The sequence below is a fragment of the Pseudomonas sp. LRP2-20 genome, assembly GCF_024349685.1.
Lineage (GTDB): Bacteria > Pseudomonadota > Gammaproteobacteria > Pseudomonadales > Pseudomonadaceae > Aquipseudomonas.
The window spans coordinates 1,932,722-1,958,227 of record NZ_AP025944.1 but is presented as its reverse complement, the minus strand read 5'-3'; the positions used below and the strand labels follow the sequence as shown (position 1 = coordinate 1,958,227).

Genomic DNA, 25,506 nt, shown 5'->3' with positions numbered 1-25,506 from the left:
ACTGCCACAGGAGGCAACATGAGCAAGCAGGCCCTGATCATCATCGACATCCAGAACGACTACTTCCCTGGCGGCAAATGGACCCTCGAGGGTGCCGACAAGGCGGCTGACAATGCCGCACGCCTGCTGGCCGCGGCGCGCCAGAAAGGCGACCTGGTGGTTCACGTGCGGCATGAGTTCGAAAGCGCCGATGCGCCATTCTTCGCCCCGGGGAGCCAAGGTTCGGCCATTCATTCGAAGGTCGCGCCAACGGCGGGCGAACCCGTGGTACTCAAGCACAAGGTCAACGCATTTCTCGGCACCGACCTGAAACAGACGCTGGACCAGCATCAGGTCGAGGCCGTGACCATCGTCGGCAGCATGAGCCACATGTGCATCGACGCCGCTTCCCGTGCGGCCGCCGACTTTGGCTATGACGTCACCGTGGCCCACGATGCCTGCGCCACCCTGCCGCTGGAGTTCGATGGCAAGCAGGTGCCGGCTGCCCAGGTGCACGATTCGGCCATGGCCGCGCTCGCGTTTGCCTATGCCAAGGTGGTGAAGACCGACGAACTGCTCAAGGGCTGAGCCTGGCGCCACTCAGATCACCACATTACGCACGAAGCGCACGGGCACTGCCCCATCATTGCGGTAGGCATAGCGGCAGTTGCTGGGGAACACATGGAACTGCCCGACCCGCAGGCAGTGCTCGGCGCCTTCGATGATCAGCGTCAATTGGCCTTCGGCCACGTAGATCTGCTCACTCCAGCCATCGGCATCGGCTTCGCTGCGGTAGCACTCGCCAGGCGCGAGGGTCCACTCCCAGATTTCCACTTCGCGCCGGGCGCTGCTGCTGGCCAGCAGCACTGCCTTGCTCTGCGGGTGCTCGCCGGTCCAGGCCAGTTCGTCGATGCGGCTGGGGTCGCGCTGATCCGGGGCCTGGATCAGGGTGCTGAAGGCGACCCCAAGGGCTTCGGCAATCAGGTCGAGCGTGGTCAGGCTGACATTCTTCTCGCCCGCCTCGATCGCCACCAGCATCCGTCGGCTGACCCCGGAACGTTCGGCCAGGGCGCTCTGACTCATCCCGGCCGCATTGCGCAGGCTGCGGACATTGAGGCTGACATGTTGCAGCACCGAGGCCCGGTGCGCGGAATCTTTGTGCACTATATTGCTCACTCTCACCAGTTGCGCAGTATACTGCCCACTTTGCGGCGATTGTGCGCCGTACCCCTTCGAGTGCGCAAGCCCATGAGCCAACCGACCAGCAGCCCACAGACCGCGGTATCTTTTCGCCTGAGCAAGGCAGAAATGGTGCTGGTGTTCATCACCATGCTGTGGGGCGGTACCTTCCTGCTGGTGCACAACGTCATGACCGTGAGCGGCCCGATGTTCTTCGTCGGCCTGCGCTTCGCCGCAGCGGCGCTGTTCGTCGGCCTGGCCTCGGCGCGTGCCTTGTCTGGCTTGACCTTCACCGAGCTGAAGGCCGGCGTGCTGATCGGGGTATCCATCATGCTGGGTTACGGCCTGCAGACCATGGGCCTGCAAACCATCAGCAGCAGCCAGTCGGCGTTCATCACGGCGCTCTACGTGCCGTTCGTACCGCTGCTGCAATGGTTGGTGCTGGGGCGCCGCCCAGGGCTGATGCCGAGCCTCGGTATCTGCCTGGCGTTCGTTGGCCTGATGCTGCTGGCCGGGCCCGAAGGCGGCGCGTTGCACTTCAGCGAAGGTGAAGTGGTCACCCTGGTGAGTGCAGTGGCTATTGCCGCCGAGATCATCCTGATCAGCCGCTTCGCCGGCCAGGTCGATGTGCGCCGGGTCACCGTGGTGCAGTTGGCCACCGCTTCGCTGCTGGCGTTCCTGATGATCGTCCCGACCCAGGAGCGCCTGCCCGACTTTTCCTGGTTGCTGTTGCTCAGCGCACTGGGCCTGGGCGCCATGAGCGCGGTGATTCAGGTGGCGATGAACTGGGCGCAGAAATCGGTTTCGCCAACGCGTGCCACGCTGATCTACGCAGGTGAACCCGTGTGGGCCGGCATCGTCGGGCGTATCGCCGGCGAGCGCCTGCCCGGTATCGCGTTGATCGGCGGGCTATTGATTGTCATCGCCGTGGTGGTCAGCGAGCTGAAGGTCCGTCGCAACCGTGAAAACAGCGAAGCACTCGACGCACCAGCCTCCCGCGAACACGAAGCCGGCCTGTAAAGTGCCCGGCAACGTCTATGCTCTGTAAGAAACTGTTATAAAAAAACAGCTCGTCACAGCGCTTTTGTAGGATTCTGCGACAGCTTGCGTGTTGGTGATCAACGGCCCGGCACGTATGATCCTTGCAAACCTTTCCAGAATAGACCGCTATGTCATTGATAGTGCTACTGCTTCTGCCGTTCGTGGGCAGTTGCCTGGCAGCTGTGCTGCCGCACAACGCACGCAACGCCGAGTCCATCCTTGCCGGGCTCGTGGCCCTGGTCGGCACCGTCCAGGTAGCACTGCTGTACCCTCAGATTGCCGATGGCGGCGTCATCCGCGAAGAACTGCTGTGGTTGCCCAGCCTGGGCCTGAACCTGGTCCTGCGCATGGACGGTTTCGCCTGGCTGTTCTCATTGCTGGTACTGGGCATCGGCACCCTGGTGTCGCTGTATGCACGCTACTACATGTCGCCACAGGACCCGGTGCCGCGCTTCTTCGCCTTCTTCCTGGCATTCATGGGCGCCATGCTCGGCCTGGTGATCTCCGGCAACCTGATCCAGCTGGTGTTCTTCTGGGAACTGACCAGCCTGTTCTCGTTCCTGCTGATCGGTTACTGGCACCACCGCGCCGACGCCCGCCGCGGCGCCTACATGGCCTTGATGGTAACGGGGGCCGGGGGCTTGTGCCTGCTGGTCGGGGCCCTGCTGCTCGGCCATGTGGTCGGCAGCTACGACCTGGACAAGGTCCTGGCTGCCGGCGATAGCATCCGCCAGCACGCGCTGTATCCTGTGCTGCTTCCTCTTATCCTGATCGGCGCACTGAGCAAGAGTGCGCAATTCCCCTTCCAGTTCTGGCTGCCCCATGCCATGGCAGCACCCACTCCGGTTTCGGCCTACCTGCACTCGGCAACCATGGTCAAGGCCGGCGTGTTCCTCCTGGCACGCCTCTGGCCGGTATTGTCGGGCAGTGACGAGTGGTTCTGGATCGTCGGCGGCGCGGGTGCCGTGACCCTGTTGCTGGGCGCTTTCGCTGCAATGTTCCAGAACGACCTCAAGGGCTTGCTGGCCTACTCCACCATCAGCCACCTCGGTCTGATCACCCTGCTGCTGGGCCTCAACAGCCCGCTGGCGGCGGTCGCCGCCGTGTTCCACATTCTCAACCACGCCACCTTCAAGGCCTCGCTGTTCATGGCCGCCGGCATCATCGACCATGAAAGCGGCACCCGCGACATCCGCCGCCTCAGCGGGCTGATCCGCCTGGTGCCCTACACCGCGACCCTGGCCATGGTGGCCAGCGCCTCGATGGCCGGCGTACCGTTGCTGAACGGTTTCCTGTCCAAGGAAATGTTCTTTGCCGAAACCGTGTTCATCACCTCCACGGCCTGGGTCGAAGCCGCACTGCCGGTGATCGCCACCCTCGCCGGGACCTTCAGCGTCGCCTATGCCTTACGCTTCACCGTCGACGTGTTCTTCGGGCCCAAGGCCGAGGACCTGCCGCACACGCCTCACGAGCCACCTCGCTGGATGCGCGCGCCGGTCGAATTGCTGGTGCTGACCTGCCTGGTGGTGGGTATCTTCCCGGCGCAGTCGGTCGGCCCGCTGCTGGCTGCCGCTGCGCTGCCAGTGGTGGGTGGCACGCTGCCGGAATATAGCCTGGCCATCTGGCATGGCTGGAACGCCCCGCTGATCATGAGCCTGGTGGCCATGAGCGGCGGTATCGTGCTCTACCTGCTGCTGCGCAACCAGCTGCGCCGTGGACGCTTCCCGTATCCGCCGCTGATCGAGCGCTTCAATGGCAAGCGCCTGTTCGAACACGGTCAGGTCCGGCTGATGCTGCTGGCACGACGCATCGAGCGGTTGCTGACCAGCCGCCGCCTGCAGTCACAACTGTTCATGCTGGTGCTGGCAGCCTTCATCGCCGGCCTCACGCCGATGCTGTACAGCGGCCTGAGCTGGGGCGACCGGCCGAAGATCCCCGGCTCCGGCGTATTCGTCGCGCTGTGGCTGATCGCAATCGCCTGCGCCATCGGCGCCGCCTACCAGGCCAAGTACCACCGCCTGGCGGCATTGATCATGGTCAGCGTCTGCGGCCTGATGACCTGCATCACCTTCGTCTGGTTCTCCGCCCCGGACCTGGCCCTGACCCAACTGGTAGTCGAGGTGGTCACCACGGTACTGATCCTGCTAGGCCTGCGCTGGCTGCCACGGCGCATCGAAGGCGTCTCGCCACTACCCGGCAGCCTCGACCGTGCCCGAGCCCGGCGCCTGCGCGACCTGCTGCTGGCAGTGCTGGTCGGTGCCGGCATGGCGGTGCTGTCGTACGCCATGCTGACCCGGCCGACGCCCAACGATATCTCGTCGTTCTACCTCAGTCGCGCCCTGCCGCAAGGCGGCGGCACCAACGTGGTCAACGTGATGCTGGTGGACTTCCGCGGCTTCGATACCCTCGGCGAGATCACCGTGCTGGTGGCCGTGGCGCTGACCGTATTCGCCCTGCTGCGGCGCTTCCGCCCACCGAAGGAAAGCATGCAGTTGCCAGCCCAGCAGCGTCAGCTGGCGCCGGACGTGGTCACCGACCTGATCAACCCGCGGCATGCCACCGACACCGCCCTGGGCTTCATGATGGTGCCCGCAGTGCTGGTACGCCTGCTGCTGCCAATCGCCCTGCTGGTGTCGATGTACCTGTTCATGCGCGGCCATAACCAGCCAGGTGGCGGTTTCGTCGCTGGCCTGGTGATGTCGGTGGCGTTCATCCTGCAGTACATGGTGGCCGGCACCCAATGGGTCGAAGCTCAGATGAGCCTGCGGCCGCTGCGCTGGATGGGCACCGGGCTGCTCTGCGCGACCTTGACCGGGGTCGGCGCCATGCTGCTCGGCTACCCGTTCCTCACCACCCATACCGCTCACCTGCACCTGCCGCTGCTCGGCGACGTGCACGTGGCCAGCGCGCTGTTCTTCGACATCGGCGTGTTCACCGTGGTGGTCGGCTCGACCCTGCTGATTCTCACAGCCCTGGCGCACCAGTCGGTGCGTGCCTACCGCCCGGGCAACCCGTCGAAGTCCAGCCAAGCAGGAGCCGCCTGATGGAAGAAGTCATTGCAGTCGCCATCGGTGTACTGGCCGCCTCGGGGGTGTGGTTGATCCTGCGCCCGCGCACCTATCAGGTGATCATGGGCCTGTGCCTGCTGTCGTATGGGGTCAACCTGTTCATCTTCAGCATGGGCAGCCTGTTCATCGGCAAGGAGCCGATCATCAAGGACGGCGTGTCCCAGGACCTGCTGCACTACACCGACCCGCTGCCGCAGGCGCTGGTACTCACCGCCATCGTCATCAGCTTTGCCATGACCGCACTGTTCCTGGTGGTACTGCTGGCATCGCGCGGCCTGACCGGCACCGACCATGTAGACGGCCGGGAGCGTGACGAATGAGTGGCATGAGTCAGCTGATCGTCGCCCCCATCCTGCTGCCACTGCTGACGGCGGCAGTGATGCTGTTGCTGGGTGAAAAGCATCGCCAGGTCAAGGCGCGCCTGAACCTTCTTTCGACCTTTACCGGGCTGGCCATAGCCGTCAGTCTGCTGTTGTGGGTGCGCACCCAGGGGCAGGCGGAATCGATCGGTGTCTACCTGCCTGGCAACTGGCCCGCGCCCTTTGGCATCGTACTGGTCGTGGATCACCTCTCAGCCCTGCTGCTGACCCTGACCGGCGTCATCGGCATCAGCGCCCTGCTGTTCGCCCGTGCCCGCTGGGATGGTGCCGGCGCCAGCTTCCACGCGCTGTTCCAGATCCAGCTGATGGGCCTGTACGGTGCCTTCCTGACCGCCGACCTGTTCAACCTGTTCGTGTTCTTCGAGGTGTTGCTGGCCGCCTCCTACGGCCTGCTGCTGCATGGCTCGGGCCGCGCACGGGTGCGAGCCGGGCTGCATTACATCGCCATCAACCTGTTCGCCTCATCGCTGTTCCTGATTGGCGCAGCGATGCTGTACGGCGTGACCGGCACCCTGAACATGGCCGACCTGGCCCTGAAGATCCCGCTGGTGCCAGAAGCCGACCGTGGCCTGCTGCACGCTGGCGCAGCGATCCTGGCCATGGCCTTCCTGGTCAAGGCCGGCATCTGGCCGCTGAATTTCTGGCTGGTGCCTGCCTACGCCTCGGCCAGTGCCCCCGTCGCCGCGCTGTTCGCCATCATGACCAAGGTCGGCCTGTACGCCGTACTGCGCCTGTGGACCCTGCTGTTTTCCGGGCAGGCCGGTGCTTCGGCGCATTTCGGCGGGCAATGGCTGGTCTACGGGGGCCTGGTCACCCTGGCCGTGGCGGCGGTGTCGATACTGGCCGCACAACGCCTGGAGCGCATGGCCGCGTTGAGCATCCTGGTTTCCGCCGGCACCCTGCTCGGCGCAGTCGGTTTCGCCCAGCCGGCGCTCACTGGCGCAGCCCTGTTCTACCTGGTCAACTCAACCCTGGCGCTGTGCGCGTTGTTCCTGCTGGCCGAACTGGTCGAGCGCTCGCGTTCGGCCAACGAGGCGCCGCTGGATGAAGAAGAAGACGCCATGCCTTCACCACTCGAGTCGCTGCACCCGCCCAAAGGCATCAACCTCGACGACGAGCAGAAGGTGGTCATCGGCCAGATCATCCCCTGGACCATGGCATTCCTCGGCCTGAGTTTCATCGCCTGTGCCCTGCTGATCATCGGCATGCCGCCGCTATCCGGGTTCGTCAGCAAGCTCAACCTGATCAGCGCACTGTTCAACCCACTGGGCCTGGGCATGCCAGCCGAGCAACCGCTGCCGGCGGCGGGCTGGGTGCTGGTGGCCTTGCTGATCCTCTCAGGCATGGCCTCGCTGATCGCCTTCGGCCGGGTTGGCATCCAGCGCTTCTGGAAGCCCGAAGAGCGCCCCTCACCTGTGCTGCGCCGCTACGAGTGCCTGCCCATCGTGGTCCTGCTCGGCCTGTGCATCATCCTCAGTTTCAGGGCTGAACCGCTGCTGCGCTACACCCAGGACACTGCGGCCAGCCTGCAGGCGCCGGACGCCTACATCGAAGCGGTAATGGCCGCCCGCCCCGTCCCTGGCCCGACCACACTCGACGTACAGGTGCAGCCATGAGCCGACTGTTTCCCGCTCCGCTGCTATCGGCTGCATTGTTCGTGCTGTGGCTGCTGTTGAACCTGTCGCTCAGCCCCGGCAACCTGTTGCTGGGCGCAGCACTGGGCGTGCTGGCCCCACTGCTGATGGCACCGTTGCGCCCGCAATACGCGCATGTGCGCAAACCCTGGGCAGTGGCAAAGCTGATTGGCCGGGTCGGCCTCGATGTCATCCATTCCAACCTGCTGGTGGCCATTGGTGTGCTGCGCGCCGGGCAGCGCCCGCCACGCTCGGCCTTCGTGCACATACCACTGGACCTGCGCGACGCCCACGGCCTCGCGGCACTGTCGATGATCACCACCGTGGTACCCGGCACCGTATGGTCGGAACTGGCCCTGGACCGCAGCGTACTGCTGCTGCATGTGTTCGATCTGAACGACGAAGCGGCCTTCATCGAACACTTCAAGCACACCTACGAACGCCCGTTGATGGAGATCTTCGAATGACAGGCCTGCTCGCCAACGCAGTCCTCGCCAGCCTGTTCATCTTCGCCCTGGCCATGGGCCTGGCGTTGATCCGGCTGTTCCGCGGCCCCTCCGCCCAGGACCGGGTGCTGGCGCTGGATTACCTGTACATCCTGGCCATGCTGACGATGCTGGTGCTGGGAATCCGCTATGCCAGTGACACCTACTTCGAGGGTGCGCTGCTGATTGCCCTGTTCGGCTTTGTCGGCTCGTTCGCCCTGGCCAAGTTCCTGCTGCGTGGTGAGGTGATCGAATGACCGAAACCCTTGAACTGCCCTTCTGGCTGGAGCTGGTCACTGCCGCGCTACTGCTGATCGGCAGCCTCTTCGCACTGATCGGCGCCATTGGCCTGCTGCGCCTGAAAGACTACTTCCAGCGCATGCACCCACCGGCGCTGGCGTCGACCATCGGTGCCTGGTGCGTGGCGCTGGCGTCGATCATCTACTTCTCCTGGCTCAAGGATCACCCGGTGCTGCATGCCTGGCTGATCCCGATCCTGCTGTCGATCACCGTACCGGTCACGACACTGCTGCTGGCCCGCGCGGCGCTGTTCCGCAAGCGCATGGCGAAAGAGGCCGTACCTGAAGAAGTGAGCAGTGGCCGCGACCGCGGCCACTGAAACGGCTGGCCTCAGCCTTGTGTCAGGCGCTGCAACTCGCGCCGCACCATGGAGGCATAAGGGGGCGGGCTCAGTTGATACAGCTGGGCCGCCACCCAACTCAGCCAGCCTGCGCCCATCACCCCACGCTGCGCCAGCAGGCGCTGGGCCTCAGCCAGGGCTTGCACCTGGTACTGCCGATGAAACGCGGCACGCGTACCAGGCGCTTCGTCACTTTCGCTCATTCACTGGCCTTGAAGGTGGTCAGCTCGCCCTTGCGCCACTTGGCGACCTTGCCGGTCACCGCCTTGAGCAACTTGCCCAGGCCTTCCTGAACCTGCTGCTGTGCGGCGAAAACCAGCATCACGCCCTGCCCTTCGCGGAACACGATGCCCTCGCCTTCAGGCACCGAAACAAATGCGTAGTCACCCACGCCGTAGACGTTCAACTTGATCTCGCGAAAGCGCATTTCCAGTTTGCCGCCTTCGCGGCTAGGCAACACGGCGGCGCGGAAGTGATCGCCGACTTTCAATTCTAGGCGTTGCTTGTCATCGACCACCAAGGCGCTTTCGGTGTCGATCTCGGCCATGTACAGGCCTTCGGGGGTCTGTTCGGTAACATAGATGAAACGGCCCTGAAACAGCTTGGCCAACTTACCGCGCAAATCGCCCAGGGCAAACAAGGCGTGGGTATCCAGTGTACTGACTGCCAATGAAGTAATCCTCAAACCGGTGACATCCGCCCTCACTCGGAGTCGGTGAGGCACGGCCATTTCAATTCGATAGGCGAAAAGAATAATAAATTGATGCACGAAACGTCTGTACCTGCTGGCGATGCAGCACGCAGGAATCTGTACTCTGGCTTGCCAGATATGGCCTCAAAGCAGGCTTTCGGCATATTCCCCATAAGGGAAGCGTAATGTCTGACAACAAACCCGCCAGAAAAGATGCGATAGATAACTGCAGGCCCCTCGGCAGAACGGGCTCAGGTATCCATCAGCGCATTACCGGGGAATGAATATGCACGAAAACACTGAAATCCGTCGAGAGGTAAAGAGCATTTCTTACCTTTCATGCGCCAGCAGCATGCCACGCTACGTGGTGATACCCGCAGGTATAGAGTTTTTCCACATTACCGAAAGCGCCACGGGCAGGGTCAAGGGCTTTCGCCGACTGCACCGCGATGCCTGCGCACTGGCGCGCAGCCTGGAAGCCTGAAACCGTTCAGGCGGCGTGACCTTGTTGCATGAGCTGCAACCAGGCGGCCTGGCATTCCATGGCCTCGCCACGGGTGGCGAACGCCGTACCACGGCGCTCGCCATTGACCAGGACCACCCAACAGACCCGCTTGCCCAGTGCCTGCAAGCTCGCTGGCACCCCTGAACCGATCATCACCGCGACATCGACTCGGCTGTTCATCATTCCCTCCGGCACTTAGATAGCACCCTAACGATAAGGTCATGATACCCCCAGCGACCGCCCTGAAACAGCGCATCCCGGTACAGCAGTCTTACGCCCTGAGCAATAAATACCGCAAGGCCATTCATGCAGCGAACGCAAAAAGCCCCAGGGATTGCTCCATGGGGCTTAGCGCACTGCGCCGGGTCAGACCTGGCGCTGGTGGCGGTCGAGCTGCTCGTGGCGCTCCTGGGCTTCGATGCAGTACTTGGTGGTCGGGCTGATCAGCAGACGCTTCAGGCCAATCGGCTCACCACTGTCATCGCACCAGCCGAAGCTCTCGTCGGAGATGCGGTCCAGGGCCATTTCCAGTTGCGGCAGCAAGCGCTGGTCGCGGTCGATGGCATTGACCAGCCAGCTACGCTCTTCTTCGACCGACGCCACGTCGGCAGGATCCGACGGAGTGTCCAGGCCTTCGATGGTGGCACGGCTCAGCTCGATGCGTTCATGGGTTTCGACTTTCATCGCCTGCAGCAGGCCAGCGAAGAAAGCCAGCTGGTCAGCGTTCATGTAGTCATCGGCCGACATGGCCAGCAACTGTTCCTTGGTCATCGATTTCTCTATGAAAAAATGTGCATTTGGGCGATTCAGGTGCCGCCGGCGCCTTGGCACCGGCAGCGGAATTCTTCAAGCGCCAACCGGCACTCTTTTACAGGGGGCGGCAGTCTAAGGCGCCAAGCCGCCATGAGCAACAGCAATCACCGGGGAAATTACCCCAATGGGCTGGAATCTGCTCGCCGGCACCCTGGCACACAGCACGCAACAGGTGCTCCGCAGGTGTCAACGGGCTAATACAGCTACCCGGATCAAATGTCGCCTGATGGCTGTTTCCAGCCGATGAGCGATAGATCATGACCGACACCCTCGTCCAGCGCTTGGCACTGCACACCAATCTCGACTGCCAGGTAGCCCGCCGCTTCGCAAAACGCCCCACGCTGCTCGACACAGCCACCTCCATGGTGCAGTCACGATGGCAGCAACACGGGCTGAGCGCGAATCTGGATCCAGCCAGTCTCAATCTGGTCAGTTGGGTGCCATGGCACGGCACGGTGTGGATCCGGCCATTGGCACAAGCGGTGGTTGAAGCCTACTGCAGCAAGCTCACCCTGCATCTTGCTGAAGGCGATGATTATCTCACCCATCATCATCAGCCTGACCCCGCCTGGGCCCTGACTGTCGAACTTTCCGCGGTAGAGCAACTGATCAATCAGGTCGCTCCGTGTCTGATCGATGAGCACCTGCAGCAGCTGATCGCCTACTGGGACCAGCCCGATGAAAGCGGGCAATCGCCCTGGAACTGGTATGCCCGTTACCTGCGAAGGGTATTCGGACAATCCATCGACAGCCACTATCAGGCAGCTAGCCTGCCCTCGCTGGCCCTGGGCACCGCGCGGCTGCTGCACGATTATCCAAAAGCCGCCTCGCGGCGAGCCTGGAGCAACACGGCAATGCTGGCGGTCAGTGAACTGAGCATCGATTGCTCGAGCGACGGCAAGCTGGATGTCGACCTGGCCAGCGCCCTGCTCATCGAGCGCACCGACAGCCAGCCGACAGCCGCCATCACGCTGCTGTACACGCTGACCGGCAGGCTCCTCGATTTCAGCTCCCGCCAGGCGCTGCTGGAAGACATTGGCATCAGCTGGCCTGCAGCCGCTCGTACCGCGCCGCGCAGGGTCACCCTCCAGCCGTCCACGGGTGATGCGTTCGAGCACCAGGCGCGGGGCATGCTGGCGCAACAAGTTCGAGCGATCCAGCACGTGGGCAAGCAGTTCGCCCCAGTACCGGATCCGATTGCCCTGAACCTGCTGGTGGATAACCTCAGCGCCATGTTCGACCAATGCGATGACCTTGAGACCGCACGTCGCGCCTCGCTCAACGAGCGCCTGCCCGATTGGCTGCGTAACGCCGACAGCCCGGTTCTGCTGCACTACAGCAATCTGCTGGCCGACATCGCTGAAGGTTATGACCGGGTGCAGGGTCAGTTCTGGCTGGACGGCATCGACAGCGCCGAAGACTTCGCCAATCATCAACTGTCCACACGCATGCAACACGATCACCCCGAGAGCGCGCCTGACCCCAGGCAGGTGAAGGTGATCAACCATCAGGTCACAGCCACTGCCGTGCCCGGGCAAGGCGGCGTGGTCCAGACGGGTGAAATCAATCCCGTCACCTACACCCTGGCACAACTGGCCATCGGCAACCTGGGCTTGCTCAAGCCGGGCAAAGTCACCCTCACTCGCGACGGCGGCGTGCTCCCGGCCTGGCTGAGCGAAAGCTACCTGCGCAAGATCATCACGGAACTCGACATCGGCAGCGCGTACCCGGCCATGCTCCGCCAGAAAATGCTCGACGATCCGCATCAACGACAGGAGCGCGTGCAACTGCTGACCCGGCAGCTCCGTTCCCAACTGCCTGCGCAAGCGCTGGAACTGCACCTGCGCGGCCAGGACATCGACAAGGATGCTGCAGAGCGCATCGCCCAGGCGATCAACCCCCAACAGGGCACCGACTCACCGCGCTGGGTGATCCGCCCACTTGGCTTCATCAAGTCGCCAGGCGCCACCCCCGATCACCCACGCAACACCTGGTTGATTGAAGCTGATACCCCGGCTCACTTCCCGTGTCTTCTATACCGGCCGCTGCATACACCCGCGCTCCTGCAGTTCGCCGACCGCCTGGCGCTGTTCGTGGCGCTCAGCACGCCAGGCGAACTGCAGACCGACATGCTGAAACGGCTGGCCCCGGACGTTCGGAAAATCTACGCGCATGGCGGATTCCTCGAACCGCACCTGTTCCACCCTCTGGATGACACCAGTCAAATCCCGCTGAGTACCCCCGCTCCCGTTCAATTGGCCAGTGAACCTGCCTCGACCGATCCCGGCGCGGCGATCTACCAGGCGTGCGTAGAAGAAACCATCGAACGTTTCCGCGAACATGCAGTAACCAGCGAGCAAACCCGCTTGATGAACTGGGGTGAACTCGGCTGGCTGTTGCTCAACTCAGTGCTCCCCGTGGCCGGTAAGCTGGTGAACAGCATTGCCTGGCTGGCGCAGATGGAGGTGGCACTGGCGGCATACGTCGAATCTGCCGACGAGCAGAACCCGACCGAGCATCGCATGGCACTGGTGAACCTGCTGGTCAATATCGCCATGTTGCTGTTTTCCCACGCGCTGTTCCGGGAGCGCCTGGAACTGCAGCCAGAAGCCCCCGTCGAACCAGGCGGACAGACTCCGCCAGCATCTGCCACAGTTTCGATGCCGCAAATCAGCGAAACGCCATTACAGCCCGAGCTTCTGGACTTCAGCTGGGCCTCTGCCAGGCGCACACTTACGGCCAGCCAACAGCAGCAGCTGATGTCCTTGCAGGCCGCCGTACCGGTTTCCCTGCTGCACAGCCCCGCACCTAGCGGGCCGCTGGGCGGGCTGTATCTGCACGAAAACCGGTTGTATGCAGTGATCGACGGGCATCCCTTCGAGGTCGCGGCAGACACAGACACCGACCAGATGCGCATCATCGGCCCTGATCGCACGCCAGGCCCTTGGATAAAACGCGGCCAGAACGGTAGCTGGCAGCTGGACCTGGGCTTGCGCCTGCTGGGCGGCATGCCCCTGGGCAAACGTATTCAGCAAACCCGGGAAGCCAACCGCCAGGCACTGCAAGATGTGACGGCGCGTATCGGTGCGGCCAGCAGTCGCGCCCACGCGCAAACCGACGCGCTGGCGGCCGAAGTGGCGAAAATGGACACCGACGACCCCGCTACCCTGAAAGCTTCGCTGGCCCGCGTGCAAGCCTTGGCCCAGTTCTGGGAGCAGTATCTCGACGACTTCGAACGACTGGATACACTCACCGGCGGAACCCGTGACTTCAAGCTCAACCGTGCCAAGCTGCTGTATCAGGCGGGTATGGCACGGCAAGCCATGCTCAGCGCATTGCATGAGCTCTACCAAGGGCAACGGGAGCAATTACTCAAGCTTGCGCACAAGCAGTCACTGGGGGAATCACTCAGCGATGCGGACGCCAGGATCGCCGGCCAACGCCTGAGCGAACTGGCGCCGTTGCTCGAGCAGTTGATGGACACCACCCGTGTCCTGGGCCAACATCAGGCCCGGCTGCAGCAGTCCAGCAGCCGTAGCCAGCCCGACATCAATCGTTGGTACGAGTCGATCACGCAACTCAAGGTTACCCGCGAGCAGCCCGTGGCACTGCGTTTTCTGCATGTCGAGACGCTGATCAACCGCCTGACTTTCGTACACACGTTGAGCGAAGAAGCCCTCTACTGGCTGGAGCGCGTGTGGGACGGGATCCAACTGTGCATGGGCCAGCGCGTGCAATTCCTGACCACCGACATCGCCAGTGACGAGGCCAAGGTCCGTTTGCTGCAAGGTCTGCGCGAAAAGCTGGCCAGCGTGCGCCGGCAGCTGCAGAACCTGGACGCTACCCAAGTCGACACCGCGATAAAAACCACCCTCGCCGAGCTGGCCAATGACCTGGATGATATCGACAATGGCGTCAAGGCCGACCTCGATGAGCTGCCATCCTACCCGCCCACCGTGACCGTGGCGCAACTGCGCCGGCAACTGCCTGGCCTGATCGAAACCCAGGAACATGGCCTTCTGCTAGGCGAGCCGCGCAAGAACGATGCTTCGATTGTCGATATAGCCGGGCCTGACCAGCATGTGCCCAGCCGCGCCTACCGCCTGGAGGATGGCAACTGGGTGGCGCTTGCCCGTCAAAGCGATCCACGCCCTGCCACCAACGGCAAGTCACTCAAACGCCTGCTCAGGGAAAGCAACGCGCTGATGCGCAGGGTCGATGAGCGCTTGCAAAAACTTGAGGAGCAGACCACTGGGAATTTTCTGCCGGTCGAGATCGAGGAACAGGTCACCCAACAGCGTGAGGATCTGCTGGCGCAGATCAGCGCCATCGAAGCCCGCCTGACCGCTGAAAACCAGACCGACGCGGCGCCTCGCCAAGAGGATGCCGCCGTCGTGGTGCAGACCTTGTACCAGCAAAGCGAACGGCTCAGGCAAGCGGCGCCTCGCCTGCGAACCCAGGCCGCCCTGGCGCAGTTGCCGCGCATGGGCGATGTTCAGTACCTGATCGAACACGGCCAGGTGCAGGTCAGCGCAACGCCCGGCCGTACCCGCCTGGCCAAGGTCAAGGGCCGACCTGCAGACTTCATGGACGAATACGCCATCAGCCATGACGGTGAGGTGCTGTGGTACGCACACTTCCACTACCCGGCGCTGGAGACGCCGAAGGCGGGCTTCATCGTGGGTCACCTGAAGACCGCGGCGCAGCGTTACCTGACCAACAACGATCCTGGCACCGTCTACCGCGCTGGCATCACGCCGGCGGCGGCGCAGCGGTTCTTCTTCAACGCACAATGAAGTAGCGGGCGCTGCCACTGGCGGTGCCCGCTGCTTTTCAGCGGTCCTTGAACTGCGCCTCGCGCTTGGCAATGAAGGCGGCCATGCCTTCTTTCTGGTCTTCGGTGGCGAACGCCGCATGGAACACCCGACGTTCGAAACGCACACCTTCACTGAGGGTGACCTCGAAAGCACGGTTGACGCTTTCCTTGACCATCATGCTGACCGGGATCGACTTGCTGGCGATGGTCGCCGCCACCTTCAGCGCCTCTTCCAGCAATTCGGCCTGCGGCACGATGCGCGCCACAAGGCCTGCGCGTTCGGCCTCTTCGGCGCCCATCAGGCGCCCGGTCAGGCACAGCTCCATGGCCTTGGCCTTGCCCACCGCACGGGTCAGGCGTTGGGTGCCGCCCATGCCCGGCAGCACGCCCAGGTTGACTTCCGGCTGACCGAACTTGGCATTGTCGGCAGCGAGGATGAAGTCGCACATCATCGCCAGTTCGCAGCCACCGCCCAGGGCAAAACCAGACACCGCAGCGATGATCGGCTTGCGGCGATTGGCAATGCGGTCCGAGTCGCTGAACAGGTCGTCAACGTAGATCTGCGGGTATTGCAGTTCGGCCATTTCCTTGATGTCGGCGCCAGCGGCAAAGGCCTTGGCAGAACCGGTAAGCACCACGCAGCCGATATTCGGGTCGCGTTCGAGCTGGTCCAGGGCCTGGTTGATCTCGCCGACGATCTGCGCGTTCAGCGCGTTCAGCGCCTGCGGGCGGTTGAGGGTGATCAGGCCGACCTTGCCGTGGATGTCCAACAGGATGGTTTCGAATGCCATGCAGTCTGCTCCTTCAAAGATTGCGCGCAATGACCATGCGCTGAATGTCGCTGGTGCCTTCGTAGATCTGGCAGACCCGAACGTCGCGGTAGATCCGCTCCAGCGGGAAGTCGCTCAGATAGCCATATCCGCCCAGGGTCTGCAAGGCATCCGAACAGACCTTCTCGGCCATTTCCGAGGCAAAAAGCTTGGCCATGGACGCTTCCACCAACGCCGGGCGCCCGGCATCACGCAGTGCGGCGGCGTGCAGCACCATCTGCCGGGCCACGGCAATCTTGGTGGCCATGTCGGCCAGGCGGAAGGCCACGGCCTGGTGCTCGATCAGCGGTTTGCCAAAACTTTGCCGTTCGTTGGCGTAGTCGCGCGCCACTTCGAAAGCCGCACGGGCCATGCCGACGGCCTGCGAAGCAATGCCGATACGACCACCTTCGAGGTTGGCCAGAGCGATCTTGTAGCCCTCACCTTCCGCGCCCAGGCGGTTGGCCACCGGTACGCGCACATTGTCGAAGACGATCTGGCAGGTATCGGAGGCGTGCTGGCCGAGCTTGTCCTCGACCCTGGCCACCTGGTAGCCCGGTGAGTCGGTGGGCACGATGAAGGCGCTGATGCCCCGCTTGCCAGCCTGCGGATCGGTAACGGCAAAGACGATCACCACGCCGGCATTCTGCCCGGACGTGATGAACTGCTTGCTGCCATCGAGCACGTAGTGGTCACCCTCAAGCCGTGCGCGGGCCTTCAGGCTGCTGGCGTCGGAGCCGGCCTGCGGTTCGGTCAGGGCGAACGCCCCGAGCATCGAGCCCATGGCCAGCGGCGTGAGGAACTGCTCTTTCTGCTGCTCGGTGCCAAAACGCAGGATCGGCACGCAACCCACCGAGTTGTGCACGCTCATGATGGTCGAGCAGGCACCGTCACCTGCCGCGATCTCCTCCAGCGCCATGGCGTAAGCCACGTAACCGGTGTCACTGCCGCCCCACTGCTCCGGCACCAGCATGCCGAACAGCCCGAGCTCGGCCATTTCCTCGATGGCCTCCTTTGGAAAGCGGTGCTCCTTGTCCCATTGCTCGGCAAACGGTTTAAGGCGCTCCTGGGCAAAGGCGCGGACCGCATCGGCGATCTGTTGTTGCTCGTCAGTTACCAGCATGGTTCACCTCAATACAGGCATTCGACAGCCATGGCCGTGGCCTCGCCACCGCCGATGCAGATGGCTGCCACACCACGGCGCAGGTTGTTCTGGCGCAGGGCCGACAGCAGGGTCACCAGGATGCGCGCGCCCGAGGCGCCGATCGGGTGGCCCAGGGCGCAGGCGCCTCCGTGGATATTGACCTTGTCGTGCGGCAGGTCGAGGTGCTTCATGGCGGCCAGGGTGACCACGGCAAACGCTTCGTTGATCTCGAACAGGTCGACTTCGCCCAGGCTCCAGCCGGTGCGCTTCATCAGCTTGTCAATGGCACCGATCGGCGCGGTCGGGAACAGTGCCGGGGTGTCGGCGAAGGCGGCGTGGCCGTGGATCACCGCCAGCGGCTTGAGGCCTCGCTTGTCGGCTTCGGAGCGGCGCATCAGCACCAGCGCGGCGGCACCGTCGGAAATCGAACTGGAGTTGGCGGCGGTCACCGTGCCGCCGTCGCGAAAGGCCGGCTTGAGCTGCGGGATCTTGTCCAGGCGCGCCTTGGGCGGCTGTTCGTCATCCTTGATGGTGCGCTTCTCCTTGCCCTCGGTGACCTCGACCGGCACGATCTCGGCGGCAAAGCGACCGTTCTTGATAGCGTCCTGGGCGCGGGTCAGCGAGGCGATGGCGAACTGGTCCTGGGCTTCGCGGCTGAAGGCATTGGCCTGGGCGCAGTCTTCGGCGAAGGTGCCCATCAGGCGGCCCTTGTCGTAGGCGTCTTCCAGGCCGTCCATGAACATGTGGTCGATGATCCTGCCGTGGCCCATGCGGTAGCCGCCACGGGCCTTGTCCAGCAGGTAAGGTGCGTTGCTCATGCTCTCCATGCCACCGGCCACCACCACATCGGCCGTGCCGGCCAGCAGCAGGTCATGGGCCATGATCGCCGCCTGCATGCCCGAACCACACATCTTGTTCAGCGTGGTGCAGGTGGTGTGCTTGTCCAGCCCGGCACCGAGTGCCGCCTGGCGCGCCGGTGCCTGGCCGAGGCCTGCGGGCAGTACGCAGCCGAACAGCACCTGCTCGACACTGCTGGCATCGATGCCGGCGCGCTCCACGGCACCACGGATGGCGGCGCTGCCCAGCTGCGGCGCGGTCAGGCTCTTGAGATCGCCCTGCAGGCCGCCCATGGGCGTGCGCACGGCGCTGACGATAACGATCGGGTCATTGGCGAGGTTCATGTGCGTTCTCCTTACTTGGCAGCCATGCGCAGTGCGCCGTCGAGGCGGATCACCTCGCCGTTGAGCATGCTGTTCTCGATGATGTGGCGGGCCAGGGCGGCATATTCCTGCGGGCGCCCCAGACGCGGTGGGAACGGCACGCCTGCCGACAGCGAAGCGCGTACTTCCTCGGTCATGCCGGCCATCATGGGCGTTTCGAAGATGCCCGGGGCGATGGTCATCACGCGGATACCAAAACGCGCCAGCTCGCGGGCGGCCGGCAAGGTCAGGCTGGCGATGGCGCCCTTGGAGGCGGCGTAGGCTGCCTGGCCGATCTGGCCATCATAGGCGGCGATAGAAGCCGTATTGATGATCACACCGCGCTCGCCGCCGTCATCGGCCGGCCCTTCAGCCATGGCCGCGGCAGCCAGGCGCAGCAGGTTGAAACTACCGACCAGGTTGACGTTGATGACCTTGGCGAAACTGGCCAGGCCATGCGGCCCCTGTTTGCCAAGCACTTTTTCGGCGCCGACGATGCCGGCGCAATTGACCAGCCCGTGCAGGCTGCCAAAGGCGCTTACAGCTGCATCCACCGCCGCCTGAGCGGCCTGTTCGTCACTGATGTCGGCCACCGCGAAGCGGGCGTTGTCACCCAGTTCGCGTGCCTTGGCCTCGACGGCCTGGGCATTGAGGTCGACCAGCATGACCTTGGCGCCAGCCTCGACCAGCATCTGCGCGGTGGCCGCGCCCAGGCCGGAGGCCGCGCCGCTGACGATGAAGTGTTTGTTGGCTATCTGCATGATCGTGTTCCTTGTCAGGCGCTGGCAGGGGTGGCCTGTTGCGCGTGTTGTTTGGCGACTTCCTGGTTGCGCAGGATGAAGCGTTGCAGCTTGCCGCTCGGGGTTTTGGGCAGCTCGCTGACGAATTCGATTTCCCGGGGGTAGGCATGGGCGTACAGCCGCTGGCGCACGTGCTGGCGCAGGGTTTCCTGTAGCTCGTTACTGCCTTGGTAACCGCTGGCCAGCACCACGAAAGCCTTGATCAGCTCGGTGCGCTCCGGGTCTGGCTTGCCAATCACTGCGGCTTCGATCACGGCCGGGTGCTCGATCAGCGCGCTCTCCACATCGAACGGGCCAACGCGGTAGCCGGAGGTGGTGATCACGTCGTCACTGCGGCCGACGAAGCTGATGCTGCCGTCCAGGTTCAACTCGACGGTGTCGCCGCTGAGGTAGTACTTGCCGACGAAGGCCTTGGTCGGCAAACCATGGTAGCCACTGAACCAGCTCAGCGGTGACTGCTCGCGGTCGACCGCGAGAATGCCCGGCTGGCCGGCGGGCAGCTCGTTACCCTGCTCGTCCAGCACCACGATGCGGTGGCCGGGGATGGCGAAGCCGGCCGAACCCAGGTGTACCGGGTGCTGCAGACCATGATGGTTGCACAGCACCATGCCCAGTTCGGTCTGGCCGTAGTGGTCGTGAATGGTGACGCCCAGTTCATCGGCGAACCAACGGATCACCTCTGGGTTGAGCGGCTCGCCGGCACTGCTGACAACGCGCAGGCGGCCTTTGATCGGTGCCGAAAATTCATCACCGGCTGCGATCAGCAGGCGGTATGCGGTGGGCGAGCCTGCCAGATTGGTGATGCCCAGTTGGTCGATCACCCGTACACAGCTTTCGACGCTGAACGGGCCATCGTAGAAGGTGGTGGCATGGCCCAGCGACAAGGGGCCGGTGACAGCGTAGTACAGGCCATAGGCCCAGCCTGGGTCGGCCAGGTTCCAGAAGTTGTCGTCAGGGCGCAAGTCGATGGCGTCGCGCATGTAGCCCTGAAAGGCGACGATGGCACGCAGCGGCACTTCCAGCGGTTTGGCCGGGCCGGTGGTGCCGGACGTGAACATCAGCAGGAAGGGATCATTGCCCGTGCGCATGACCGGCTCGCAATCGACCGAGGCCAGCTCCAGGCATTGCTGGAAATCCAGCTCGCCGCTGCGGGCCTTCACGGTAATGATCGTCGGGCAGGCTTGCACCTCGTCCAGCTTGGCGCGGTTGTGGTTATCGGTGACCACGACCCGGGCGTGGGACTGTTCCAGGCGGTGCTCGATGGCCTTGGGGCCGAAGGCGGTGAACAGCGGCTGGTACACCGCGCCGAGGCGCCAGGTGGCAAGAATGGTGACCAGCAGTTCGGGAGTACGCGGCATCAGCCCGGCTACCCGGTCGCCAGCACCCACACCCTGCGCCCTGAGCACATTGGCAAAACGGGCTGCCTGTGCCTTGAGCTGATCGAAGCTGTAGTCGCGCGTGTTGCCCTCACGGTCTACATGGACCAGAGCCAGCTTGCCGACCCCGGCATGGCGGTCGCAGCATTCGACACAGGCATTGAGGGCATCGAGGTTGCCATGCAATGCGGCCATGGTGGCCTGGGCATGGTCGAACGCTCGAGCGGCCTCGGTGTAATCGCGCATCGTCGGACTCCTGATTTGTTGTTTTTGGAGTTGAACAATCGGTCCGACGATGTTCGCGCCACCCGGGCGTGGCGACAATGGCCAAAGCTGTCAATCTGGATGACCGGTTTGGCCGCAGGCCACAAGCGCTATACCGGGGTTTCGATTGCTTCGCGGGTCAGCTTCAGGGCCAGGGCGGCCAAGGCCATCTCGCGTTCCTTGCGCAGGTTGGTGGCCTGGCGCAGGTACTCCTGATGCCCCAATGCCGCTTCGCTGGCGACGCTCGACTCCCACCGGGCTTCAACGGTTTCCCAGCTTTGCTGGAACGCTTCATCGATGGCGCCAAAGGCTTCGGGGTGCAGTTCGCGCAACGCGTCCACCCAGAACTCACGCTCACTGATGAAGACCACCCGCTCCTCGGACGCTTCGGCACTGATTACCTGCTGATAGGCTTTGTCCAGATCCGCCTGGGTGACACCGGCCAATGAGCCGAACAACATGTGCCGTGGCTGCCCCAACAGGTTCAGGCGCTCGGCCAGGCCGGTGCGGTAGGCCAGGCTCACTTCCACCTCCTCTTCGTCATGGGTCCCCCGCCACTGACCGTTTCCGTAGCGCTCATCCATCATCGCCCGGGCCAGGGCATTGACCTTTTCCAGGCGGAACAGGCGCTGGGCAAGCTGCAGCCGTTCGCTGCTGGTGGCTGCGGGTGCCCCGTTGTGGGTGAATTGCGACACATGCATCTGCACTTCAAGGTTGCTGAAACAGTGGGCCACACTGTCGGCGCAGGTACGTGGATCAGCGGCGATGTCGAAGAGGTCCTGACGAATGCGGTCATCCCCGGCTGCCGCGCCGATAACCCGCCAGACCCGCTCTGCAGTGGCCTGCGCGGCAGCCCTGAAATCGGCACTCTCGACCAGTTCGTCGAGCAAGCCGAAGAATGCATCGCTACCCGGTGTAGCGCGCAACGTGTCCCACTGCGCGCTGCGGGCCGCGTATTCAGTTTCATCAAGCGTGGCCAGCCACCGGCTGCCAGACAATGCAGGCTCGACATCTTCGATCGGCGCCAGCCGATGCCGACGCAACTGATCGTTCAGCATCGCAGCCACCGGGTTGCCGCTCAGGACTATCACCTGGCGCCGTTGCACGGGCGAGTTCAGCAGCGCCGGCGTAACGGCTTCAATCTGGTTGTTGCGAAAATCGATGAGGGTGAGCCTTTCGCAGCGCTCGAGCCCCTCAGGCATGGCCCGCAATCCAGCGCTTCGTACAACCAGCGCCTGCAAATTGACCAGCTGTCCAACACGCAAGGTAACAGCGCCGATCGGGTTGTCACTCAGGTTCAGGTGGCGCAACGTGGTCAGACGTGCCAGCACATCGGCCTGTGCCTGGGTCAGGCGAAGGCGGTTGCCGGCCAGGATCAGCTCGCGCAGCTCGGTAAGGCGCTCCAGACCGTGTGGCAATGTGTGAAGGTCGTTGAAGCTCAGGTCCAGGCTCTTCAGGGAGGGGAAGTTTTCAAGGAAGCCTGCCGGCACCACCGTCAGTCTCAGATTGACCAGGGTCAAATGCGTCACATGAGAAAAATCGGTTCCTCCAGGAATGTCGGGCAGGTCGCCTAACGGCAAAGCAGCAAGGGCCAGGCGCATGCTCCAGCGCGCCTCCACATCGCCAGGTGCGCCCTCCACCCTTTCCACGATCCGTGGCCCCTCCAGCCGCCAGGTGCGGCGGAATTCATCGCTGGCCAGAGAGCGCAGCCGCCATTGCGCGGCATCCCCCTGCCGGGCCCAGGCTCTCAAGCTGCGATCCAGCGCGTCATACTCCATTTCCTGATGCAGCAAGGTGGTAAAGGGGGATGACCTGCGCAGGAGCAGAAAGTGAATGAACCGCTCGACCTGAGCCTCGCTGAAGCCGGGATAGAGGCTGCGCACCCGGCGCCGCAACGTGGTCCCAGGTGAATCCAGGCATGACAGCACAGGGCCCAGGGGGTAACCGACGCGGCCATCGTCCAGTCGCTGGATGGCCGCGCCCAGCGGCTTGGCTTCGCGCCAGCCGAGCAATGCCAGCAGGCCCTCACGATCCCGCGGCAACAACGCCTGCATCCTTGCCCTGATATGACCGGGCCCGTTCTCACCGCCCCCGCCCAGACGCTCTAGCATACTGCTCGATAGCGTAGCCGCCAGCACGTCGAACAAGCCCTGCGGCTCGGCCACCTCAAGATCGCTGGCAAGGCCTCTTTCGTCATACAGTTGGAAGCTGCCGTCTGTCCATACCAGGTCGAGGGTCTGCGATGCATCGCCAAAAGCCGGCAGCAACCGCGCCTGTACCGCACCGGTGGAGCTCCGCTCACGTAACACAAGATTGATCTGCCCGGCACTCAAACCCTGTCGCCGAAGCAGGGCAAACACCAAACGCACCAGGTCTGGGCCATAGCTGCCGTGCAGGAACAACGCCTCACGCATGCGCACCAGGCGCACCTCCAGCAGCAGGCGCCGCGCCTGCTGCGCGAGGGCCAGTGGCAAGCGCAAGTCTTCGACCATGCGCTGGCGCATTTGCGGCGAAGCGGCCTTGAGCACGTCCAGTGCATAGGCTTTCGGCAGGCCGGGGAAATCGCGCCTGATCACGGCAAGTGCCGGATCGTCTGGCAGGCTGGCTTCGGCGAAATGGTCGAGCATGGGTTGGCGCAAGCGTTGCGCGGCATCGCTGATCGCTGCGAGCTGTGCGTCCGGCGCCTGCTCCTGCAGCGATAACCTGTCGAGGCACCACGTCAGCCGCTCGGCGTACTGCGGCCCTGCCCCAGCCGGGTCGAAAAATGCTTCATTCTCGCGCTGCACCTCGAAACGTCGCAGGGTGTCTCGTAGCCCGACCGGCAGCGGCCGGCTCTCCACCAGCAGCTGCCGCAGCTTCGCCTCGTCCACGCCAGCCACCAGCAGAATCTGCTCGACCTGTTCGGCACTCAGGGCCCTCGCAGCCGGCCACAGGCTGGTCAGCAGCCTGGAGCTGCCTTGCCATTCCAGCGGCCGGTCGTAACGCAACCACCAGCCACGCTCGCCATTGCCTCGCAACCCTGGGCCGAAGCGTTCGACACCGCCCTGGTGCAACAAGCGCCAGGTGCCATCGCCATCCTGGCGCACAGCGTAGAACGCCCCCTGATTGTGCCACCAGAGCTGATCGTCGCCAGAGAACAAGCCGTCGTGCCGCTCGGTCAGGGTAATGTCGGATGCCGCGGTGCGATACGGCGTCAGATCATTCAGCCACAGGCGCTGCAAGCCCGACTCGGTAGTGACAGGCTCCAGGGTGTCGACGAAAGCACTGCGCAGGGCATGTACCCCCAATGTGGCAGTGCCCAGCAGCGCGACAGAGGCGGCAAGGCCCACCAGATGTTCCAGCGCCTCGTGCTGATGCCCCTGGGCCCAGTGATCGGCACCTTCATACACCTGGGTCAGCAATTGCCGGGCAAGGTCACCCAGCAGCACAGCATTGATGACGGGCACGAACAGCCCGGCAAGGCCCAGCAAGCCCAGCCCTGCGCCTTCCAGCGCAGCAAGCCGCTCAGCGCTGGCGCGGCGGTCCACGTCGGCAGTGGGCACTGCGAGGAAGCGAGCGTCTTCCCTGATACGCCGGGCGTGTCGCCTGGCCATGGCGGTGAAGACATCATCCTTTATCGCTAGCCAGGTCGGTTGCAGATCCGGTTCATCGTCGCTCATGCGCTTGCCCAGCAACGTCAGGAAAGCTGCCCGCTCATGCAATGCGATACGCTGGACGAATGCGCTTCTGAAAGCCTTACCCCGCATGCTCCGCACCAGCGCACTATTGACCGCATCCCAGTCCGCAAAACGCCGCAAGGGCTGCTCATGGTCATCAGGCAAGTAGATGATCACCCCCTTGAGTCTGTCCGGCGGGCCACCCGGGATATCACTCTGGCGTCGCGGCGGTTCGATCAACTCAAAGGCCATGGCGCCATCGACCTGGCAATCGAGAACCCGCAAAGCCCTGGCAACACCACTCCAGCCCTGAGCATGTCGGGCAGCTCTGCCTTGGATGAGCAGGCGAAGCATGTTCAGATCACTGCTCTGGAGTTGCTTTCGCAATGCGGCGATTTCCACCACCAGCGCCAGACGGGTGCGCAGATCGTTAGCCAGGGCCGTGGAAAAATCCGCAGTCAGCACCTGGTCAAGATGCTGCTGGTACGCAGCGCCAACATCAGCCTCACGACACAGGCTGACCAGGTCATCGATCTGCCAGCTCAGCACCTGTGCCGATGAGCCTTCGGCCGGCTGTTGCTTGATGACCGCCGTCAGTTCGAAGAACGATTCGCCATCCGTGAAGTTCTGCATGAGTGTCTGCAGCAGCGGCTGGTAGACCAGCACCTGTTCATAATCAGGGGGCAATACGCCCAATCCCGGGTCAAAAGGCCGCGGGCTGAGGCGCAGGCGCTCTTCACGCCACACCACGTTATCCAGGTCCAGCTGCATCTGCAGCTTCGCTTCGATGGCAGGGTTCAGGCGCTCTTTGGCGAAGCGGTCCAGCGGTTGCAGGCGCTTCAGCCGTGCGGTCAGCATGCTGCGGCTCACCAGGTGATCAGCCACGGCTGCGCGCAGTGCCTTGATCGGTTCTGCCCCTGCTTTGCTTAGCCAATCAGGCAGTATTTCGACGATGAAATCGTTGACCGGGTGGGCGAGCTTGGGGTGTTCACTCGGTTGAAGCATGGCGATCTCCAGGCAATGACAA

The 25,506-nt window shown here is 63.6% G+C and carries 20 protein-coding genes and 1 pseudogene; 10 read left to right on the top strand and 11 right to left on the bottom strand.

Features of this window, described 5'->3' with window-relative positions; genetic code table 11:
* Positions 1-18 precede the first annotated feature (18 nt).
* Positions 19-567 carry a cysteine hydrolase family protein gene (locus tag OCX61_RS08480; protein WP_261943389.1) on the top strand — a complete coding sequence of 183 codons (549 nt, stop codon included), beginning with the start codon at positions 19-21 and terminating at the stop codon, positions 565-567.
* A gap of 12 nt (positions 568-579) precedes the next feature.
* On the opposite strand, the gene relB is transcribed toward OCX61_RS08480, so the two are convergent.
* Positions 580-1,143, bottom strand: coding sequence for a type II toxin-antitoxin system RelB family anti-toxin (relB, locus tag OCX61_RS08475; protein WP_261943388.1), 564 nt, complete (start codon positions 1,141-1,143; stop codon positions 580-582).
* Between the two features lie 84 nt (positions 1,144-1,227).
* On the opposite strand from relB, the gene OCX61_RS08470 reads away from it, so the two are divergent.
* The 7 genes from OCX61_RS08470 to OCX61_RS08440 all read left to right on the top strand — a co-directional run bounded on the left by OCX61_RS08470 (position 1,228) and on the right by OCX61_RS08440 (position 8,385).
* Positions 1,228-2,178: a DMT family transporter gene (locus tag OCX61_RS08470; protein WP_261943387.1), complete on the top strand. Its 951-nt coding sequence runs from the start codon at positions 1,228-1,230 to the stop codon at positions 2,176-2,178.
* Between the two features lie 149 nt (positions 2,179-2,327).
* Positions 2,328-5,243: a monovalent cation/H+ antiporter subunit A gene (locus tag OCX61_RS08465; protein ID WP_261943386.1), complete on the top strand. Its 2,916-nt coding sequence runs from the start codon at positions 2,328-2,330 to the stop codon at positions 5,241-5,243.
* Complete coding sequence (locus OCX61_RS08460) at positions 5,243-5,587, top strand: Na+/H+ antiporter subunit C (RefSeq protein WP_261943385.1); 345 nt, start codon at positions 5,243-5,245, stop codon at positions 5,585-5,587. Before OCX61_RS08465 ends, OCX61_RS08460 begins: the two co-directional genes overlap by 1 nt.
* A complete protein-coding gene (locus OCX61_RS08455; RefSeq protein WP_261943384.1) occupies positions 5,584-7,263 on the top strand; it encodes a monovalent cation/H+ antiporter subunit D in 1,680 nt (559 codons plus the stop codon). The genes OCX61_RS08460 and OCX61_RS08455 overlap by 4 nt, the downstream gene beginning before the upstream one ends.
* Positions 7,260-7,748, top strand: a complete 489-nt coding sequence (locus OCX61_RS08450; protein ID WP_261943383.1) for a Na+/H+ antiporter subunit E — start codon at positions 7,260-7,262, stop codon at positions 7,746-7,748. Before OCX61_RS08455 ends, OCX61_RS08450 begins: the two co-directional genes overlap by 4 nt.
* Positions 7,745-8,023, top strand: coding sequence for a K+/H+ antiporter subunit F (locus tag OCX61_RS08445; protein ID WP_003250109.1), 279 nt, complete (start codon positions 7,745-7,747; stop codon positions 8,021-8,023). The genes OCX61_RS08450 and OCX61_RS08445 overlap by 4 nt, the downstream gene beginning before the upstream one ends.
* Positions 8,020-8,385: a Na+/H+ antiporter subunit G gene (locus tag OCX61_RS08440; RefSeq protein ID WP_261943382.1), complete on the top strand. Its 366-nt coding sequence runs from the start codon at positions 8,020-8,022 to the stop codon at positions 8,383-8,385. Before OCX61_RS08445 ends, OCX61_RS08440 begins: the two co-directional genes overlap by 4 nt.
* Positions 8,386-8,396: 11 nt before the next feature.
* On the opposite strand, the gene OCX61_RS08435 is transcribed toward OCX61_RS08440, so the two are convergent.
* Positions 8,397-8,609: a hypothetical protein gene (locus OCX61_RS08435; protein WP_261943381.1), complete on the bottom strand. Its 213-nt coding sequence runs from the start codon at positions 8,607-8,609 to the stop codon at positions 8,397-8,399.
* On the bottom strand, positions 8,606-9,076 hold the full coding sequence (locus OCX61_RS08430; protein ID WP_261943380.1) for a hypothetical protein: 471 nt from the start codon (positions 9,074-9,076) through the stop codon (positions 8,606-8,608). The genes OCX61_RS08435 and OCX61_RS08430 overlap by 4 nt, the downstream gene beginning before the upstream one ends.
* Before the next feature lie 373 nt (positions 9,077-9,449).
* Between OCX61_RS08430 and OCX61_RS08425 the strand changes: the two are divergent.
* Positions 9,450-9,581 (top strand): annotated as a pseudogene (locus OCX61_RS08425) (hypothetical protein); the annotation flags it as partial.
* Positions 9,582-9,587: 6 nt separating this feature from the next.
* On the opposite strand, the gene OCX61_RS08420 reads toward OCX61_RS08425, so the two are convergent.
* A complete protein-coding gene (locus tag OCX61_RS08420) occupies positions 9,588-9,782 on the bottom strand; it encodes a hypothetical protein (protein WP_261943379.1) in 195 nt (64 codons plus the stop codon).
* A gap of 186 nt (positions 9,783-9,968) precedes the next feature.
* On the bottom strand, positions 9,969-10,373 hold the full coding sequence (locus tag OCX61_RS08415; RefSeq protein WP_027919101.1) for a TraR/DksA family transcriptional regulator: 405 nt from the start codon (positions 10,371-10,373) through the stop codon (positions 9,969-9,971).
* 299 nt (positions 10,374-10,672) lie between these two features.
* Between OCX61_RS08415 and OCX61_RS08410 the strand changes: the two genes are divergently transcribed.
* A complete protein-coding gene (locus OCX61_RS08410) occupies positions 10,673-15,211 on the top strand; it encodes a coiled-coil domain-containing protein (RefSeq protein ID WP_261943378.1) in 4,539 nt (1,512 codons plus the stop codon).
* A gap of 37 nt (positions 15,212-15,248) precedes the next feature.
* On the opposite strand, the gene OCX61_RS08405 is transcribed toward OCX61_RS08410, so the two are convergent.
* The 6 genes from OCX61_RS08405 to OCX61_RS08380 form a co-directional block, all read right to left on the bottom strand.
* Complete coding sequence (locus tag OCX61_RS08405; protein ID WP_261943377.1) at positions 15,249-16,022, bottom strand: enoyl-CoA hydratase; 774 nt, start codon at positions 16,020-16,022, stop codon at positions 15,249-15,251.
* Between the two features lie 13 nt (positions 16,023-16,035).
* The gene (locus OCX61_RS08400) at positions 16,036-17,163 is read right to left on the bottom strand and encodes an acyl-CoA dehydrogenase (RefSeq protein ID WP_261943376.1); all 1,128 of its coding nucleotides are present in this window, start codon (positions 17,161-17,163) and stop codon (positions 16,036-16,038) included.
* An 8-nt stretch (positions 17,164-17,171) separates the two neighbouring features.
* Positions 17,172-18,365 carry an acetyl-CoA C-acyltransferase gene (locus OCX61_RS08395; RefSeq protein ID WP_261943375.1) on the bottom strand — a complete coding sequence of 398 codons (1,194 nt, stop codon included), beginning with the start codon at positions 18,363-18,365 and terminating at the stop codon, positions 17,172-17,174.
* A gap of 11 nt (positions 18,366-18,376) precedes the next feature.
* Complete coding sequence (locus tag OCX61_RS08390; protein ID WP_261943374.1) at positions 18,377-19,144, bottom strand: SDR family NAD(P)-dependent oxidoreductase; 768 nt, start codon at positions 19,142-19,144, stop codon at positions 18,377-18,379.
* Positions 19,145-19,158: 14 nt separating this feature from the next.
* On the bottom strand, positions 19,159-20,805 hold the full coding sequence (locus OCX61_RS08385; protein WP_261943373.1) for an acyl-CoA synthetase: 1,647 nt from the start codon (positions 20,803-20,805) through the stop codon (positions 19,159-19,161).
* Between the two features lie 128 nt (positions 20,806-20,933).
* The gene (locus OCX61_RS08380; protein WP_261943372.1) at positions 20,934-25,484 is read right to left on the bottom strand and encodes an NEL-type E3 ubiquitin ligase domain-containing protein; all 4,551 of its coding nucleotides are present in this window, start codon (positions 25,482-25,484) and stop codon (positions 20,934-20,936) included.
* Between the last annotated feature and the right edge of the window lie 22 nt (positions 25,485-25,506).

Coding starts and splice junctions, on each gene's coding strand:
- OCX61_RS08480 (WP_261943389.1), top strand. CDS start 19: ATGAGCAAGCAGGCCCTGATCATCATCGACATCCAGAACGACTACTTC.
- OCX61_RS08470 (WP_261943387.1), top strand. CDS start 1,228: ATGAGCCAACCGACCAGCAGCCCACAGACCGCGGTATCTTTTCGCCTG.
- OCX61_RS08465 (WP_261943386.1), top strand. CDS start 2,328: ATGTCATTGATAGTGCTACTGCTTCTGCCGTTCGTGGGCAGTTGCCTG.
- OCX61_RS08460 (WP_261943385.1), top strand. CDS start 5,243: ATGGAAGAAGTCATTGCAGTCGCCATCGGTGTACTGGCCGCCTCGGGG.
- OCX61_RS08455 (WP_261943384.1), top strand. CDS start 5,584: ATGAGTGGCATGAGTCAGCTGATCGTCGCCCCCATCCTGCTGCCACTG.
- OCX61_RS08450 (WP_261943383.1), top strand. CDS start 7,260: ATGAGCCGACTGTTTCCCGCTCCGCTGCTATCGGCTGCATTGTTCGTG.
- OCX61_RS08445 (WP_003250109.1), top strand. CDS start 7,745: ATGACAGGCCTGCTCGCCAACGCAGTCCTCGCCAGCCTGTTCATCTTC.
- OCX61_RS08440 (WP_261943382.1), top strand. CDS start 8,020: ATGACCGAAACCCTTGAACTGCCCTTCTGGCTGGAGCTGGTCACTGCC.
- OCX61_RS08435 (WP_261943381.1), bottom strand. CDS start 8,609: ATGAGCGAAAGTGACGAAGCGCCTGGTACGCGTGCCGCGTTTCATCGG.
- OCX61_RS08420 (WP_261943379.1), bottom strand. CDS start 9,782: ATGAACAGCCGAGTCGATGTCGCGGTGATGATCGGTTCAGGGGTGCCA.
- OCX61_RS08415 (WP_027919101.1), bottom strand. CDS start 10,373: ATGACCAAGGAACAGTTGCTGGCCATGTCGGCCGATGACTACATGAAC.
- OCX61_RS08410 (WP_261943378.1), top strand. CDS start 10,673: ATGACCGACACCCTCGTCCAGCGCTTGGCACTGCACACCAATCTCGAC.
- OCX61_RS08405 (WP_261943377.1), bottom strand. CDS start 16,022: ATGGCATTCGAAACCATCCTGTTGGACATCCACGGCAAGGTCGGCCTG.
- OCX61_RS08400 (WP_261943376.1), bottom strand. CDS start 17,163: ATGCTGGTAACTGACGAGCAACAACAGATCGCCGATGCGGTCCGCGCC.
- OCX61_RS08395 (WP_261943375.1), bottom strand. CDS start 18,365: ATGAACCTCGCCAATGACCCGATCGTTATCGTCAGCGCCGTGCGCACG.
- OCX61_RS08390 (WP_261943374.1), bottom strand. CDS start 19,144: ATGCAGATAGCCAACAAACACTTCATCGTCAGCGGCGCGGCCTCCGGC.
- OCX61_RS08385 (WP_261943373.1), bottom strand. CDS start 20,805: ATGCGCGATTACACCGAGGCCGCTCGAGCGTTCGACCATGCCCAGGCC.
- OCX61_RS08380 (WP_261943372.1), bottom strand. CDS start 25,484: ATGCTTCAACCGAGTGAACACCCCAAGCTCGCCCACCCGGTCAACGAT.